General features: G+C 36.6%; 17 protein-coding genes. 16 read left to right on the top strand and 1 reads right to left on the bottom strand.

Going from position 1 to position 15,624, the window contains the following annotated elements:
- Positions 1–31: 31 nt before the first annotated feature.
- The 9 genes from spoVE (at position 32) to ftsZ (ending at position 8,993) form a co-directional block, all read left to right on the top strand.
- Complete coding sequence (spoVE, locus tag V7127_RS06860) at positions 32–1,132, top strand: stage V sporulation protein E (RefSeq protein ID WP_335346578.1); 1,101 nt, start codon at positions 32–34, stop codon at positions 1,130–1,132.
- Positions 1,133–1,360: 228 nt separating this feature from the next.
- Positions 1,361–2,464: an undecaprenyldiphospho-muramoylpentapeptide beta-N-acetylglucosaminyltransferase gene (gene murG, locus V7127_RS06855; RefSeq protein ID WP_335346579.1), complete on the top strand. Its 1,104-nt coding sequence runs from the start codon at positions 1,361–1,363 to the stop codon at positions 2,462–2,464.
- Between the two features lie 75 nt (positions 2,465–2,539).
- Entirely contained in the window at positions 2,540–3,448 is a 909-nt protein-coding gene (murB, locus tag V7127_RS06850; protein ID WP_335346580.1) for a UDP-N-acetylmuramate dehydrogenase, read from the top strand.
- A 215-nt stretch (positions 3,449–3,663) separates the two neighbouring features.
- Entirely contained in the window at positions 3,664–4,455 is a 792-nt protein-coding gene (locus V7127_RS06845; protein WP_335346581.1) for a cell division protein FtsQ/DivIB, read from the top strand.
- Positions 4,403–5,134: a DUF881 domain-containing protein gene (locus tag V7127_RS06840; RefSeq protein WP_335484440.1), complete on the top strand. Its 732-nt coding sequence runs from the start codon at positions 4,403–4,405 to the stop codon at positions 5,132–5,134. The genes V7127_RS06845 and V7127_RS06840 overlap by 53 nt, the downstream gene beginning before the upstream one ends.
- Positions 5,135–5,209: 75 nt before the next feature.
- Complete coding sequence (locus V7127_RS06835; protein WP_335484438.1) at positions 5,210–5,944, top strand: DUF881 domain-containing protein; 735 nt, start codon at positions 5,210–5,212, stop codon at positions 5,942–5,944.
- A 1-nt stretch (position 5,945) separates the two neighbouring features.
- Positions 5,946–6,308 (top strand): small basic family protein, encoded by a 363-nt coding sequence (locus V7127_RS06830; RefSeq protein WP_335348300.1) that lies wholly within the window; start codon positions 5,946–5,948, stop codon positions 6,306–6,308.
- A 95-nt stretch (positions 6,309–6,403) separates the two neighbouring features.
- Positions 6,404–7,693, top strand: a complete 1,290-nt coding sequence (gene ftsA / locus V7127_RS06825) for a cell division protein FtsA (protein ID WP_335354295.1) — start codon at positions 6,404–6,406, stop codon at positions 7,691–7,693.
- Positions 7,694–7,853: 160 nt separating this feature from the next.
- Entirely contained in the window at positions 7,854–8,993 is a 1,140-nt protein-coding gene (gene ftsZ / locus V7127_RS06820) for a cell division protein FtsZ (protein ID WP_335348298.1), read from the top strand.
- A 67-nt stretch (positions 8,994–9,060) separates the two neighbouring features.
- Here ftsZ and hmpA read toward each other — a convergent pair whose 3' ends face one another.
- Positions 9,061–10,290, bottom strand: coding sequence for an NO-inducible flavohemoprotein (hmpA, locus tag V7127_RS06815; protein ID WP_335354294.1), 1,230 nt, complete (start codon positions 10,288–10,290; stop codon positions 9,061–9,063).
- Positions 10,291–10,557: 267 nt separating this feature from the next.
- Between hmpA and spoIIGA the strand changes: the two genes are divergently transcribed.
- The 7 genes from spoIIGA to V7127_RS06780 all read left to right on the top strand — a co-directional run bounded on the left by spoIIGA (position 10,558) and on the right by V7127_RS06780 (position 15,622).
- A complete protein-coding gene (gene spoIIGA, locus V7127_RS06810) occupies positions 10,558–11,502 on the top strand; it encodes a sigma-E processing peptidase SpoIIGA (protein WP_335355280.1) in 945 nt (314 codons plus the stop codon).
- 32 nt (positions 11,503–11,534) lie between these two features.
- Positions 11,535–12,254, top strand: coding sequence for an RNA polymerase sporulation sigma factor SigE (sigE, locus tag V7127_RS06805; RefSeq protein WP_335355281.1), 720 nt, complete (start codon positions 11,535–11,537; stop codon positions 12,252–12,254).
- 178 nt (positions 12,255–12,432) lie between these two features.
- The gene (gene sigG, locus V7127_RS06800) at positions 12,433–13,212 is read left to right on the top strand and encodes an RNA polymerase sporulation sigma factor SigG (protein ID WP_066289326.1); all 780 of its coding nucleotides are present in this window, start codon (positions 12,433–12,435) and stop codon (positions 13,210–13,212) included.
- A gap of 107 nt (positions 13,213–13,319) precedes the next feature.
- A complete protein-coding gene (locus V7127_RS06795; RefSeq protein WP_335355282.1) occupies positions 13,320–13,589 on the top strand; it encodes a YlmC/YmxH family sporulation protein in 270 nt (89 codons plus the stop codon).
- 71 nt (positions 13,590–13,660) lie between these two features.
- On the top strand, positions 13,661–14,482 hold the full coding sequence (pgeF, locus tag V7127_RS06790) for a peptidoglycan editing factor PgeF (RefSeq protein ID WP_335346324.1): 822 nt from the start codon (positions 13,661–13,663) through the stop codon (positions 14,480–14,482).
- Between the two features lie 6 nt (positions 14,483–14,488).
- A complete protein-coding gene (locus tag V7127_RS06785) occupies positions 14,489–15,166 on the top strand; it encodes a YggS family pyridoxal phosphate-dependent enzyme (protein ID WP_335346323.1) in 678 nt (225 codons plus the stop codon).
- 12 nt (positions 15,167–15,178) lie between these two features.
- Positions 15,179–15,622 carry a cell division protein SepF gene (locus V7127_RS06780; RefSeq protein WP_335346322.1) on the top strand — a complete coding sequence of 148 codons (444 nt, stop codon included), beginning with the start codon at positions 15,179–15,181 and terminating at the stop codon, positions 15,620–15,622.
- Positions 15,623–15,624: the final 2 nt, after the last annotated feature.

The raw sequence follows: 15,624 nt of genomic DNA, 5'->3' as shown, positions 1-15,624 counted from the left end.
GCCCTAAAACTAGCATTCGAGGTGTTTTGTGTTGCCAACAAAAAGAACGACTCCCGATTTGATTTTAATCATCGTAACTTTAACATTGCTTTCAGTTGGATTAACGATGGTATATAGTGCTAGCGCTATTTGGGCAGAGTATAAATTTGATGATTCTTTTTTCTTTGCTAAGAGACAGCTGCTGTTCGCAGGGGTAGGGATAGCCGCGATGTTTTTTATTATGAATGTCGATTACTGGACTTGGAGAACTTGGGCAAAGGTTATAGTCATCATTTGTTTTGTCCTTTTAATACTTGTTCTCATACCAGGAATTGGAAATGTTAGGAATGGTTCAAGGAGCTGGATAGGGGTCGGAGCTTTTTCGATTCAGCCATCGGAATTTATGAAGCTTGCGATGATTGCCTTTCTCGCAAAATACTTATCTGAGCGCCAAAAACTAATAACGTCATTTACAAAAGGATTAATTCCCTCATTAGGGATTGTGTTTTTGGCTTTTGGATTAATCATGCTGCAGCCCGATCTAGGAACGGGGACCGTCATGGTTGGAACTTGTCTTGTTATGATATTCATTGCAGGGGGGAGAATTAGCCATTTTCTCGGTCTTGGTTTACTGGGGCTTGGAGGATTTGCAGCCTTGATCTTATCTGCTCCATATCGGATCAAACGAATAACGTCTTTTTTGGATCCATGGGAAGACCCATTGGGAAGCGGATTTCAAATTATTCAATCCTTATATGCAATAGGGCCAGGTGGGTTATTTGGATTAGGCCTAGGACAGAGCAGACAAAAATTCTTCTATCTCCCAGAACCGCAAACAGACTTCATATTTGCCATTCTTTCGGAAGAACTTGGGTTTATTGGCGGATCGTTTGTAATTTTATTGTTTTCTTTATTATTATGGAGAGGAATTAGGATTGCCCTCGGAGCTCCTGACCTATTTGGCAGTTTCCTAGCGGTTGGTATTATTGCTATGATCGCTATCCAGGTCATGATTAATATCGGGGTTGTCATTGGACTCATGCCCGTTACTGGGATTACCCTTCCATTCTTAAGCTATGGCGGATCATCCTTAACACTTATGCTTTTAGCAATCGGTGTTTTGTTAAATATTAGCCGATATTCAAGATATTAATTTTTTGACCCTGATTACAGGGTTTCTTTTTGTTTTGTCTATCGTATAGTATTTTTATTACGGTTAGATGAAAATGAATAAAATCCACTGAAATTTATTACATTTACATGTCATTATGATATCCCATTATAATCATTAGTTTTTATATAGTAGAATAGGGTGTGTGAGCCGAACGGGGGTCACCACGGCAAGAAAATAAATCAATACACTCTGCTTTGAGGTGAGCACATGAAAATAGCAATTAGCGGCGGCGGAACTGGTGGGCATATTTATCCAGCTCTTGCTCTCATAAGAGAAATACAAAAGGATAATAAGGATGCAGAGTTTTTATATATTGGAACAGTAAGCGGTTTAGAAAGTAAACTTGTCCCAAGAGAAAATATTCCGTTTAAATCAATACATATTACTGGATTTAAAAGAAAGCTTTCATTAGAAAATGTAAAAACTATTTTCCGTTTTTTAAAAGGTGTTAAGGATAGTAAGAAAATGCTTAGAGAATTTAATGCAGATGTTGTAATTGGTACAGGAGGATACGTATGCGGGCCAGTTGTATATGCTGCAGCAAAGCTAGGTATCCCAACGATCATTCATGAGCAGAATAGTGTACCTGGTTTAACAAATAAATTTCTAAGCAAATATGTCGATCGAATTGCTGTTTGCTTTGAAGAAGCAAGTAAATATTTTCCGCATGAAAAAGTCGAGTTAACCGGAAATCCGCGTGCTTCAGAGGTTATTGGGAAAGATGGAATTAAAGGGCGGCTATCCGCTGGGTTAAAAACAAATGTCCCCGTTGTATTAATCGTAGGTGGGAGCCGGGGTGCAAAACCTATTAATGAAGCAGTTCTAAAATCATTGGCGGAACTTGGTGAAAAGCCATATCAAATATTGTATGTGACTGGTGATGTTCATTTTGATGAAGTTCAAAATGAAGTTGAATTGATTGGAAATCCTGAAAATGTAATCATTAAACCGTTTATACATAATATGCCAGAAATTCTTGCAGGAACAGATTTAACAATTGCTAGAGCAGGAGCTACAACCCTCGCTGAATTAACCTCACTTGGGATCCCTAGTATTCTAATACCTAGTCCTTATGTTACAAATAACCATCAGGAAAAGAATGCTAGATCATTAAGTGATCATGGAGCAGCTGAATTGTTATTGGAAAAGGATCTGACAGGGAAGAAGCTTGTTGAGTTAATGGACCAAATCTTAATGGATGAAGTAAAGTTAAAGGACATGAAAAAATCCTCAAAGAAATTAGGGATTCCTGATGCGGCTAATAGGCTTTACAGGCTAATGGAAGAACTCGTTACGAAGAGGGGAAAGTAGCCTAAAAGAAATAACTGCATAAAATGGTCTATAAATTAAATTTAGAATTGAATTTAAAAAGAAAGGGAGGTAAATATGAACGAATTAATTGACAAGCTAAATGAATTAAACATTGGAAAAATAAAAGAACAAGAGCCTTTAGCTAATCATACAACTATGAAAATAGGCGGACCAGCCAATTTGTTTATTGAGCCTTCATCTGTCGAAAATATAATAAAAACAGTTGAGCTCCTTCATGAATATAAAGTAGGATGGACAGCAATTGGAAGAGGGTCTAACTTGCTAATATCAGATTTAGGTATAGAAGGCGCAGTCATTAAACTTGGATCAGGTTTGTCACATATGGAAATTAACGGATCAGAGCTAAAGGTTGGCGGTGGATATTCAATCGTCAGTCTTTCCACACAAATAAGCAGAAAGGGACTTTCAGGTCTTGAATTTGCAAGTGGTATTCCTGGTTCAGTCGGTGGGGCTGTTTATATGAATGCTGGTGCTCATGGTTCTGATATTTCTAACATATTAACAAAAGCCCACATTCTTTTTGAAGACGGGAAGGTAGAATGGCTATCTAATGAGGAAATGGAATTTTCCTATAGAACATCCGTTTTACAGAAAAAACGCCCTGGCATTGTCATTGAAGCCGTCTTTCAATTACAGCCCGGAGATAAAGACAAAATTTTTGAAGAAATGCAAAGAAATAAGGATTACCGGAAAGAAACACAGCCATGGAATTTTCCTTGTGCAGGCAGTATTTTTAGAAATCCCCTGCCTAATTATGCGGGTAAGCTGATTGAAGATGCAGGATTAAAAGGCTTTTCCATCGGGGGAGCTAAAGTATCAGATATGCATGGAAATTTCATTGTCAACACAGGAAATGCAAAAGCTGCTGATGTCCTGGCATTGATTCAGCACATAAAAGATGAAATTTATGAAAGATTTGCGATTAAAATAGAAACCGAAGTAGAAATAATCGGTCGAAAGTAACGGGAAAAAATCCTTACTACGGCTATTTATTATGGTATAATTGTACTCTAGGACTAAGGTCAGTATTCACTTTGGAAAGACGGCATGTCTATTCGTGCCGTTTGTTTTCCCATTTATAAATTTGGTTTTTATGAAAAAGGACAAGTCTTCCTTTATTTATTTTGATTTATATTGGGTTATTTGAAAGATTATGTGTGATACTTGAGGTGAATGATATGGAAAAAGGAAATGTTGTTTCTCTTGAGGACCGAATTCCAAAGCTAAAACAACAAAGGCGAAAAAAAGCTAATAGAAGACTGATTTTTTTGCTGCTGTTATTTTTCACGCTTATTTCTTTTATCATTTATTTCCAATCTCCCTTAAGCCATATACATAAAATCGAAGTTTTAGGCAGCTCCACATACAGCCAAGAAGAATTGATTTCTCTGTCAGGTCTTTCCGAGAAAATAAATATTTGGAAAGTAGATGAAAGTGCTATAAAGAGCAAACTTGAAGAGCTTCCAGAGATAAAATCCGCAAATGTTAAGATCAATTTGCCTAATACCGTTAGAATGACAATAAGTGAATATAAGCGTATCGCCTACATAATGAAAGATAAAAGCTATTTGCCGGTTCTTGAAAATGGGAAAGTTCTTAAAAAGAGTAAAACTGCTGAAATCCCCGCAACTGCGCCTATACTCATTGGCTTTTCTGAAGGTAATGAACTTAATGGAATGATTAATGAGCTTGAAGTGCTTCCAGAGGTGGTATTAAATTCTATTTCTGAAATTCACCATACCCCAAAGAAAACAGATACGTATAATCTGACTCTTTATATGAATGATGGATTTGAAGTAAGTGCTACAGTCAAAAGCTTTTCAGAAAAAATGTCACACTACCCTTCAATTATTAGCCAATTGGACCCTAATAAAAAAGGCATTATTGATTTGGAAGTCGGCTCTTATTTCAAAGCTTATGAACAAGAGGGAGCTGAGCAGCTTGAAGAAGAAATTGAAAGTGACGGGTAATCATGTTATTTTTTCTCTTGTTTTTCTTGTATTAGGCTATATCATTGCTTTTTCATATCATCAAACTCAAAGCGAAGGTGAGAACACAGCTATAACAGGAAAACAATGGGAAAGAGATTTAGAATTACGGAATCAATTAGTTCAATTAGAGGAAAAAAACCGCTCATTACAAAAAGAATTAAATGAAAAGCAAGAGAGAGTGCGTGAAATCGAGAAGGAGATGTCACAAGAAGCACAGGTTTACTTCAATCTCGCTGAAGATGCAGAAAAGTATAGAATGTATTTAGGCAAGGTTAAAGTAAAAGGGCAAGGTGTTGAAGTAACGCTGGCAGATGGGGATTATAATCCTGAAGAAGTGAATGTTAATAATTATATTGTTCATGAACATCATGTGTTTAAGGTAATAAATGAATTATATATATCTGGTGCTTCTGCTATTGCTATTAACGGACAAAGGCTAGCCCATAATTCATATATTCTCTGTAATGGGCCGGTTATAGAAGTTGACGGCTATCAGCATCCAGCACCCTTCGTCATTTCCGCTATTGGCGATGCTGATGTTTTAGCCTCAGCTTTGAATTTAACAGGCGGAGTAAAGGATTCATTAGTCAATGATAATATTCTATTTACTCTTGAAAAAAAAGCCGATATTATGTTGGAGCCTTTGTTAGGAAGCTAATATAACAGTATGTATAATTGTTTCAAAAATCGTCCACATTTTTAAATTAGGTTGGAAAGTTAGGTGGTAAAAAACGTGGACAAATTCAAAAAAAATATAAATTTCACACTTATAACGATTGTCATTGGATTTATGGTAGCTATTCAATTTCGAACGGTTAAAGAGCCCGTTGTACGTGATACTCGAGATACTTGGCAGCTTAGGGAAGATGTCATGAAGGAAAATGAGCTCCAGATCAAACTAATTCGTGAAGTACGATCAAATGAAGAAAAGATTGCCAAGTACGAAACTGAACTAAAGCAAAGCAAAGAACAAATTTTGAGGGAAACTCTTGGTGAACTAAAAGCAGAAGCAGGGTTAACGAAGGTACAAGGAAATGGGATCATCTTAAATATTGAGCCAGTATATGAAGAACTTTTAGTTGGCAAGCCTGTATCAACTGTTTCTCCCGATTTATTAAAAAGACTAATTAATGAATTAAATATGTATAATGCAATGCACATATCAATTGATGGTCAGCGCCTCATTAATACAACGGTAATTAGAGATATAAACGGAGAAACAAAGGTTGACGGGCATTCCCTCAATCGATTGCCAATCGAGATCAAGGTGATCGCTGAAGACGCAAAATCCGCTGACAAACTGTTTAAACGGATGCAAGTATCAAAATCTGCTGACGAATTTTTTATTGATAATCTAAGGGTGAAAGTTCAAAAGCCGGAGGGAATTATTACAATACCCGCGTATGAAAATTCAATAAGGATAAGAGATATGGAACCAGTGAACACAGACAAAGGAGGCAATTCATAATATGTGGCTTCCTTTATTAGGATTAATAATAGGTGTTATTCTAGGTTTATTTACCGAAGTGAAAATTCCAGAGGAGTATTCCAATTATTTATCTATTGCTGTACTTGCCGCATTAGATACGTTATTTGGAGGAATACGTGCTCAGCTTCAGAACATATACGATGAAAAGGTTTTTGTTTCCGGTTTCTTTTTTAATATTTTGCTTGCTGCAAGTTTGGCTTTTCTAGGTGTTCATCTTGGTGTAGACTTATATTTAGCGGCAGTATTTGCATTTGGAGTTAGATTATTCCAAAATATAGCTGTGATAAGAAGAATATTATTGACAAAATGGTCTGTAAGCCGTGAAAAAACTGAAAAAAATTAATTTTTATAAAGGGAAATTGCTAGTTTTGCCGAATTATTTAATATTAGCAAATTAATTTAGAATAAAGCGGGAATAGCAAAAGGAGGTGCCATAGAATGAACAACAATGAAATATATGTAAGTCTTGACATCGGTACATCCAGCGTAAAAGTTATCATAGGGGAAATGGTCAACGACTCTTTAAATATTATTGGTGTCGGCAGTGTGCAATCTGAAGGTTTAAGAAAGGGAGCCATTGTTGATATAGATGAAACGGTTCATTCAATTAGAAAGGCAATTGAACAGGCTGAAAGAATGATAGGAATGGAAATTACAAGTGTAATAGTTGGCATCACTGGCAACCATGTTATGCTCCAGCCATGTCATGGAGTAGTTGCAGTTTCAAGTGAAAACAGGGAAATTTCAGATGATGATGTAGCTAGAGTCATTGATGCAGCCCAAGTGGTTTCTATTCCGCCGGAAAGAGATATAATCGATGTCATTCCGAAACAATTTATTGTTGATGGTTTAGATGAAATTAATGATCCGCGTGGAATGATAGGGGTACGTCTTGAAATGGAAGGCACCATTATTACTGGATCCAAGACCATTTTACATAATTCATTACGTTGTGTTGAACGTGCGGGTCTTGAAATACTTGACATTACACTTCAGCCTTTGGCAGCTGGTGCTTACGCATTGTCAAAGGATGAGAAGAATCTCGGTGTAGCCCTAATTGATATTGGCGGTGGTTCAACAACAATAGCCATATTTGAACAGGGTAATTTAAAAGCTACAAGTGTTCTTCCAGTAGGGGGAGACCATATCACAAAGGATTTATCAATCGGTCTCCGCACATCAACTGAGGATGCTGAAAAGATAAAAACCAAGTATGGATATGCTTTTTATGACCATGCATCAGAAGAAGAGGTTTTCAGTGTACCGATAATTGGGAGTGACCAGCACCAGCAATTTAATCAGCTGGAAATTTCTGATATCATTGAAGCACGTATGGAAGAAATCTTTGACTTGATCCAAAATGAAGTGAGAAGGCTAGGCTCTCAAGACTTGCCTGGAGGATTCGTTCTTACAGGTGGGGTCGCGAACACTCAAGGGATCCTTGAGTTAGCCCAAGTCATTTTTCAAAATCGGGTTCGAATCGCCATACCAGATTATATCGGTGTAAGGGAGCCACAATTTACGACTGCAGTAGGACTAATTAAATTTGCATATAAAAATGCGAAGATTCAAGGCAGAAAAATGGCAATGGGCGGAGCACCCGTCCATGCACCAGAAGTAAAAGAAAAGCGTGTTCCAAAACAACCGCAACCAAAAAAGCCGGAAAAACAACCGGAAGAAAAAATTACATCAAGAGTGAAGAAGTTCCTCGGATACTTTTTCGAATAGTGGCTAAAAAGGCAAAAATGCTATTTATCAATTTTAATATAATTTAATAAATCAATGAATTATTTACTTAGTATAAATGGCGTCTATACACTTTGCCTTTTAAAAAATTATTCGTAAAAATGGTGTTCTATGGGATATCGTCGAATTAGGAGGATTTGTCATGTTGGAATTTGATACTAATTTAGATTCATTGGCAACTATTAAAGTCATCGGCGTTGGCGGCGGTGGTAACAACGCGGTTAACCGAATGATTGAACATGGTGTACAAGGTGTAGAATTTATTGCAGTTAACACGGATGCTCAGGCACTAAATTTATCTAAAGCAGAAGTGAAAATGCAAATTGGCGGAAAGCTCACCCGTGGACTTGGTGCAGGTGCTAACCCTGAGGTCGGTAAGAAGGCTGCTGAAGAGAGTAAAGAGCAAATTGAAGAAGCTCTTAAAGGAGCAGATATGGTTTTTGTAACTGCCGGTATGGGTGGAGGGACAGGAACAGGTGCTGCGCCTGTAATCGCTCAAATTGCACGAGATCTTGGGGCATTAACTGTTGGAGTTGTCACACGTCCGTTTACCTTTGAAGGACGAAAGCGTTCTACACAAGCTGCGGGCGGTATTGCTTCTATGAAGGAAGCTGTTGACACATTGATTGTCATACCTAATGATCGTTTATTAGAAATCGTAGATAAAAGTACGCCAATGCTTGAAGCTTTCCGTGAGGCTGATAATGTGCTCCGTCAAGGTGTACAAGGTATCTCTGACTTAATTGCAGTGCCTGGACTAATTAACCTAGATTTCGCGGATGTTAAAACAATTATGTCCAGCAAAGGATCAGCATTAATGGGAATTGGTGTTGCTGCTGGAGAGAACCGTGCTGCTGAGGCTGCGAAGAAAGCCATCTCCTCTCCGTTATTAGAAACATCTATTGATGGCGCTCAAGGTGTACTAATGAATATTACTGGCGGAACGAATTTAAGTCTTTATGAGGTACAAGAAGCAGCAGATATTGTTGCAACTGCATCTGATCAGGATGTTAATATGATTTTTGGCTCGGTTATTAATGAAAACCTAAATGATGAGATTGTCGTTACAGTAATTGCTACTGGCTTTAATGAAGAAATTCCCCAGCCAAAACCGTCTTCTAGGCCAACTTTTGGACAACCAAAACCTGCAATAAATCAAGTTAAACGTGAACCAAAAAGAGAAGAAGTTTCTCATGAACCCGTAAGAAATAATTATACTCAACAAACTGATGATGCATTAGACATCCCTACATTTTTAAGAAATAGAAATCGTAGAAGATAATTGTATGTCAATGAATAAAGGCATGACCTCTGTTAAAGAGAGTCATGCCTTTTTATTGTTTATTAACTTAAACAGTTTGAGACTCTTTTAATTCCATGGCCGGTCCGAAGAATTCATAGCGGATATTTTCCTTTTTGATGCCTGCTTTCATTAATGCTTCATACATAGCTTGCATAAAGCCGACGGGACCGCACATATAAACAATAGCATCTTTGTTATTGATTACTTTATTTAACCAATCAGAAGTAATATAGCCTTCTTTACTATAGAGCCCATTTTCTTTGTCAAGAGCAGTTGGTTTTTCATAGCAGTAATAGCTTCTTACTAATTCACTTTTCTCGGTTATTTGCTTGACTTCATTGACAAACGCATGAACATTTCCATTAATAGCTGCATGGATAAAGGTAGTTTCTTGTTGTTTATCAGCTAGTTGATGGAGCATGCAAAGCATCGGTGTGATGCCTACCCCACCGCTAAGCAGAACGGTTGGCCGAATTGTTTGTTCCTCTAATACAAAATCACCAGCAGGCGCACTGATTTCAATGATGTCGCCAACCTTGGCATTATTGTGCAAATAAGTTGAAACGATTCCAGCAGGTTTATTTCCAATTGGATCCTCTCTCTTAACTGATATGCGATAGAACGATTTATCTTGTGATTGAGATAGGCTATATTGACGAATATGTGTGTATTGTTCGTTAGGTATATTATTTAATTTAATACTAATGTATTGTCCGGGAATAAATTCAGCGATAGGCTCTCCATCGACTGGTGTAAAGTAAAAGGAGGTAATAACATCACTTTCCTTTACGATTTTTTCAATTTTAAATTCTCTGAAAAGCTCCCAGCCCCCTTGCTGTTTGCCCGCCTTATCATACATATCCTTTTCTACATTAATAAATGCATCGGCAATAACTCCATAGGCTTTTTCCCATGCACTAATGATTTCATCTGTAGCAGCCTCACCTAATACTGCTTTTATGGCTAATAGCAAATGTTTTCCTACTATTGGATATTGCTCTGGCAATATTCCTAAAGATCTGTGCTTATGGGCTATTTGTTTTACTACAGGGACAATCGCTTCTAATTGATCGATATATTTCGCAGCGGCATAGACAGTATTTGCAAGCGCTTTTTGCTGTCTGCCTTGCTTTTGATTAGCGTGATTAAAAACATTTAATAATTCTGGATGATTGCCGAACATTAATTCATAGAATTTTTTTGTGATTTCTTCTCCATGCTGTTCAAGAACTGGAACTGTACTCTTAATAATATCAATTGTTTTTTGATCTAACATTCTGAAAAACCCCTTTACTCTATTATCATCGTCATTATAGTGGAATAAAGAATTCGAAAGTGTGATTTGAATCACACTTTTTTAGACCAAAAGTGTCTAGTTTGTGAAAAGCTAAATATTGACAAAATTCGAAAGGAATAGTGGAAATTTCTATCTTTTTGATTACAGAAAGTGACACACTTTATCTTATAGGGTACGTTATACTTTTTTTAAAAGATTACTAGGTGTCATATATTTGTTCCTACCAATCTATAAGGAGGAAGAAGATTGGAGGTTTATTTAGATATTATTTGGGCTTTAAATCTTTTATTTGATAGCCTGTTGCTTTACTTAACTGCTGTTATCTTAAAAAGGGATATAAGGCTTTGGAGGCTTTTTACAGGGGGATTAATTGGGTCTGCCATAATTTTGTTATCCCTTACTCCATTGAACACGTTCTCATCACATCCATTTGCTAAATTGTTATTCTCTATTTTCATGATTTTAACAGTGTTTGGTTATAAAAGGCTTCGCTACTTTATTAACGGTTTGATGACTTTTTATTTAATAACGTTTTTAATTGGCGGAACACTGATCGGTGTGCATTATTTTATCAAATTTGACTTTCAGCTTTCTTCCTCGGTTATGCTTGCAAGTGTTAAAGGGTTTGGGGATCCAATCAGCTGGGTATTTGTATTAATTGGTTTTCCATTAGCCTGGCATTTTTCTAAACGTAATATGGATCAAATTGAAATGACAAAAATCCAATATGATACTTTAATTAAGGTCATTGTTTCAATAAATGGTGAAATATTCAGGTTTAAAGGTCTAATTGATAGCGGAAACCAGCTTTATGATCCAATTACTAAAATGCCCGTCATGTTTATTTCATTAAAAAACAGGGTTGAGGAATTTCCAGAGGATATAGTAAAAATGGCCCGAAATCCAGAAAATATCATTCTAGGTGAGGAAATGATATCTTCAGATTGGGAGTACAGAATGAGAATTGTTCCATACAAAGTAGTTGGACAAGAACACCAGTTAATTATTGCAATTAAGCCTGATTACATTGAATTAGAAAAAGAAAATGAATTAATGAAGGTAGAAAAAGGTCTTATTTCTTTTTCAATGCAGCAGCTGTCCGCAGATGATGCATTTCAATGCATTGTACATCCTAAGATGCTTACGACTACAAAAAAGGTTAATACAGAGGCATATGTAAAGCATGCATAGTAACACATTTCTATTTAGGAGGAGGATATTTCATGAAACGGTTAAAACTTCGCTTATCATACTATTGGTATAAATTATTAATGAAGCTTGGACTTAAAACGGATGAAGTATATTATATTGGCGGAAGCGAAGCATTGCCCCCTCCTCTTAGCAAAGAAGAAGAGGAACTGTTATTAGAAAAACTTCCGAATGGTGATAAAGCAGCAAGATCCATTTTAATTGAAAGAAATTTAAGGCTAGTTGTTTATATAGCTAGGAAATTTGAAAATACAGGAATCAATATTGAGGATTTAATTAGTATTGGCACCATTGGCCTTATTAAGGCTGTTAACACCTTTAATCCCGAAAAGAAAATAAAGCTTGCTACATATGCGTCACGGTGTATAGAAAATGAGATATTAATGTATTTAAGAAGAAATAATAAAATTCGTTCAGAGGTTTCCTTTGATGAGCCATTAAATATTGATTGGGATGGAAATGAATTGCTTTTATCAGATGTATTAGGTACGGAGGAAGATATTATTACTAAGGACCTCGAAGCAAATGTAGATAAGAAACTCTTATCAAAAGCATTGCATCAGTTATCTGATAGAGAAAAGCAAATTATGGAACTGCGGTTTGGACTAGGAACTGGGGAAGAGAAGACCCAAAAGGATGTAGCTGATATGCTGGGCATTTCACAATCGTATATTTCAAGATTAGAAAAGCGAATAATAAAGCGGCTTAAAAAAGAATTTAATAAAATGGTATAGAGCTGTAAATTTATTATTTCGAAAAAAATTATTTTTATAAAAAAAATGCAGGATTAAAGCTTGAATCCATCGTGTTTTTCTAAATTATGTGTTTGAGTCAAACTTCTAGCCGTGCATATTTTTCCTCCTCAAGGAAATACTGTTTTTTGTACAGCAGCTCCTATGAGGAGGGAAAGAATTGACTCGAAATAAAGTAGAAATTTGCGGTGTTGATACATCAAAGCTTCCAGTTTTGAAAAACGAAGAAATGAGAGAACTCTTCAAGCAAATGCATAAGGGGGATATAACCGCACGGGAAAAACTCGTTAACGGTAATTTACGCCTAGTTCTCAGCGTTATCCAACGCTTTAATAACAGGGGTGAATTTGTTGATGACCTATTCCAGGTCGGCTGTATCGGTCTAATGAAGTCTATTGATAATTTTGATTTAAGTCAAAACGTTAAGTTTTCCACCTATGCTGTTCCCATGATAATAGGCGAAATTAGAAGATATTTGCGTGATAATAATCCGATACGCGTCTCTCGTTCATTAAGGGATATTGCTTACAAGGCATTGCAAGTAAGAGAACGATTGATGAGTAAAACATCGAGAGAGCCGACAGCAGTTGAAATTGCGAAGGAGCTTGATGTGCCGCATGAGGAAATTGTATTTGCTTTAGATGCAATTCAAGACCCTGTGTCCTTGTTTGAACCCATTTATAATGATGGGGGAGATCCAATTTATGTGGTGGATCAATTAAGTGATGAGAAGAGTAAGGATATTCAATGGATTGAGGAAATAGCGTTAAAAGAAGGAATGAGAAGGTTAAACGATCGGGAAAAGCTAATTCTGCGAAAACGCTTTTTTCAAGGGAAAACTCAAATGGAAGTTGCTGAAGAAATCGGCATCTCCCAAGCACAAGTTTCGAGACTTGAGAAAGCTGCCATCAAACAAATGAATAAAAATATTCAAAGCTAAGCTGCCGTTTTGGCAGCTTATTCTTTTTTCTATTAATAGATACGATAATTTATTATGGATAGTCATATATATTCTATATCGATGCGAAATGATGGGAGTGGGAGGAAATGATAAGAATATCAGAATTCCAAATGAAGGATGTCATAAATGTAGCAAATGGAAAGAAGCTTGGCAATGTTGGGGATATAGATATCAATGTTCAAACCGGGAAAATTAATGCTGTTATTATTGGGGGAACTGGGAAGGTTTTAGGTTTTTTTGGCCGGGATGAAGATATGATTATTCCTTGGAAAAATATCCTTAAGATTGGGGAAGATGTCATCCTTGTGCGTTACCAGAATGGTAATATGGAGAAAGATGTCGATGAAGATGTGTAAATAATGTCTTTTAACTGTGAAGAGTGGCTATATTATGGTAAACTATAGAAAAATATAATGGGGTTTAATAAATGGAACCATTTATTTTGAAAAAAAGCGAGTATTTTGTTATTAATGAATGGGCTGAGAAGTTTCCCGGTTTACGTGCGGGATTTACGAGTAAAAATGGCGGAGTTAGTGAAGGCGCTTATTCCTCTTTGAACCTTGGGCTCCATGTAAATGATTCAGTGCAATCTGTTAGACAAAACCGGGAACATATGGCTGAAAGATTAGGATTCCCACTTCATACATGGGTGAGTGCAGAACAAACACATGACATACACATAGAAAAGGTAAATAGAGAAAACGGCGGGAGAGGCTCTTTACTTTATGAGGATTCCTACAAAGCAACAGATGGCTTTTTTACAGCAAATTCTGGACTGCTGCTAACCTTATGCTACGCCGACTGTGTACCCCTTTATTTCTGTCATGAAAAGACTGGAGCAATTGGTGTTGCCCACGCGGGCTGGAAGGGAACAGTCAATGGGATTGCCAGCGAAATGGTTTCAATGTTTAAGAAAGAAAATATGGACATTGAAGGAATTCATGCAGTAATTGGACCATCCATTTGCGGTAAATGTTATATTGTTGATAATCGTGTTATATCAATAATAGACAAAAACCTAGCCGATTACCATCCTAAACCTTATACTCAAATAGAGGATAATCAATATTTTCTTGACTTAAAGCAATTAAATAAAGATATTCTAATTAAATCAGGCGTCATGGAAAAAAACATAATCGTAACAAATTTATGCACCAGCTGTGAAAACAAAGATTTCTTCTCGCACCGAAGAGACAAAGGGAAAACAGGAAGAATGATGAGTTTTATTGGCTGGAAGGAGGATTTCTAGTTTTAAATGAAGGTCATTGAAAATCTAAAAAAAATTCAAATGAAAATAAAAAATGCTTGTGAAAGATCTAATCGAAATATTGAAGATATTAAGATTATCGCTGTAACCAAATACGTATCGACTGAACGCGCCCTTGAAGCGCTTGATGCGGGTGTTATCCATTTAGGAGAAAATCGAGATGATGGACTCCTAGAGAAATGGGAAGTGATCAAGGACAAGCCGGTATGGCATTTTATTGGTGCTTTACAAACTAGAAAAGTGAAAAATATCATTGGCATAGTTGACTATATTCACTCTCTTGACAGATTGTCGCTTGCTCAAGAAATAAATAAGCGTGCAAACAAGCAAATAAAATGTTTTATACAAGTCAATGTATCAGGTGAAGAATCAAAGCAGGGAATTCATCCTGAAGAGGTTAAGAAGTTTATTGAGGAGTTAAGTCAGTATCCAAATATTCTTGTATGTGGTTTAATGACAATGGCTCCGCTAACTTCTGATGAACAACTGCTAAGATCATGTTTTCAAAAACTTAAAAAACTGCAGATTGACATTCAACAGATGGAATTAGATTACGCACCTTGTCATGAGCTATCGATGGGTATGTCAAATGACTTCGAGATTGCTATTGAAGAAGGAGCGACAATGGTCCGGATTGGAACCGCTCTTGTAGGAAACGAGGAATAGGAGGTTTGTAAAATGAGCATAAAATCAAAGTTTAAAACATTTTTCTTCTTAGATGATGAATATGATGATAGACAAGAAGAATATATGGAAGAAGAGCCCGAACAAAAACAGCCTCAATCTCAAAAACAGCCCGTGCAGAAGAATAATGTCGTCAGTCTTCAAAGTGTGCAAAAATCATCAAAGGTTGTATTAATTGAACCACGTGTGTATGCAGAAGCACAGGACATTGCTGACCAATTGAAAAACAGAAGAGCAGTTGTTGTTAACCTACAAAGAATCGATCGGGACCAGGCAAAAAGAATTGTAGACTTCTTAAGTGGAACCGTCTATGCGATTGGCGGGGATATACAGAAAATTGGGACTGATATTTTCTTATGCACCCCTGATAATATTGAGGTTTCAGGTAATATTTCTCAAATCATGCAAGAAACTGAATTCGAAAGTTCGAGGTGGTAATA

The organism is Bacillus sp. JJ1773 (assembly GCF_036962035.1).
In the GTDB taxonomy this organism is placed as follows: domain Bacteria; phylum Bacillota; class Bacilli; order Bacillales; family Cytobacillaceae; genus Cytobacillus.
The sequence above is the reverse complement of the archived record's forward strand: the minus strand, read 5'-3'. Positions and strand labels throughout refer to the sequence as shown.

Bases quoted from the DNA above. Each gene is read 5' to 3' on its own strand.
- murG (WP_335346579.1), top strand. From the start codon at position 1,361: ATGAAAATAGCAATTAGCGGCGGCGGAACTGGTGGGCATATTTATCCA.
- murB (WP_335346580.1), top strand. From the start codon at position 2,540: ATGAACGAATTAATTGACAAGCTAAATGAATTAAACATTGGAAAAATA.
- V7127_RS06845 (WP_335346581.1), top strand. From the start codon at position 3,664: ATGGAAAAAGGAAATGTTGTTTCTCTTGAGGACCGAATTCCAAAGCTA.
- V7127_RS06840 (WP_335484440.1), top strand. From the start codon at position 4,403: ATGAACAAGAGGGAGCTGAGCAGCTTGAAGAAGAAATTGAAAGTGACG.
- V7127_RS06830 (WP_335348300.1), top strand. From the start codon at position 5,946: ATGTGGCTTCCTTTATTAGGATTAATAATAGGTGTTATTCTAGGTTTA.
- ftsA (WP_335354295.1), top strand. From the start codon at position 6,404: ATGAACAACAATGAAATATATGTAAGTCTTGACATCGGTACATCCAGC.
- ftsZ (WP_335348298.1), top strand. From the start codon at position 7,854: ATGTTGGAATTTGATACTAATTTAGATTCATTGGCAACTATTAAAGTC.
- hmpA (WP_335354294.1), bottom strand. From the start codon at position 10,290: ATGTTAGATCAAAAAACAATTGATATTATTAAGAGTACAGTTCCAGTT.
- sigE (WP_335355281.1), top strand. From the start codon at position 11,535: ATGAAACGGTTAAAACTTCGCTTATCATACTATTGGTATAAATTATTA.
- V7127_RS06795 (WP_335355282.1), top strand. From the start codon at position 13,320: ATGATAAGAATATCAGAATTCCAAATGAAGGATGTCATAAATGTAGCA.
- pgeF (WP_335346324.1), top strand. From the start codon at position 13,661: ATGGAACCATTTATTTTGAAAAAAAGCGAGTATTTTGTTATTAATGAA.
- V7127_RS06785 (WP_335346323.1), top strand. From the start codon at position 14,489: ATGAAGGTCATTGAAAATCTAAAAAAAATTCAAATGAAAATAAAAAAT.
- V7127_RS06780 (WP_335346322.1), top strand. From the start codon at position 15,179: ATGAGCATAAAATCAAAGTTTAAAACATTTTTCTTCTTAGATGATGAA.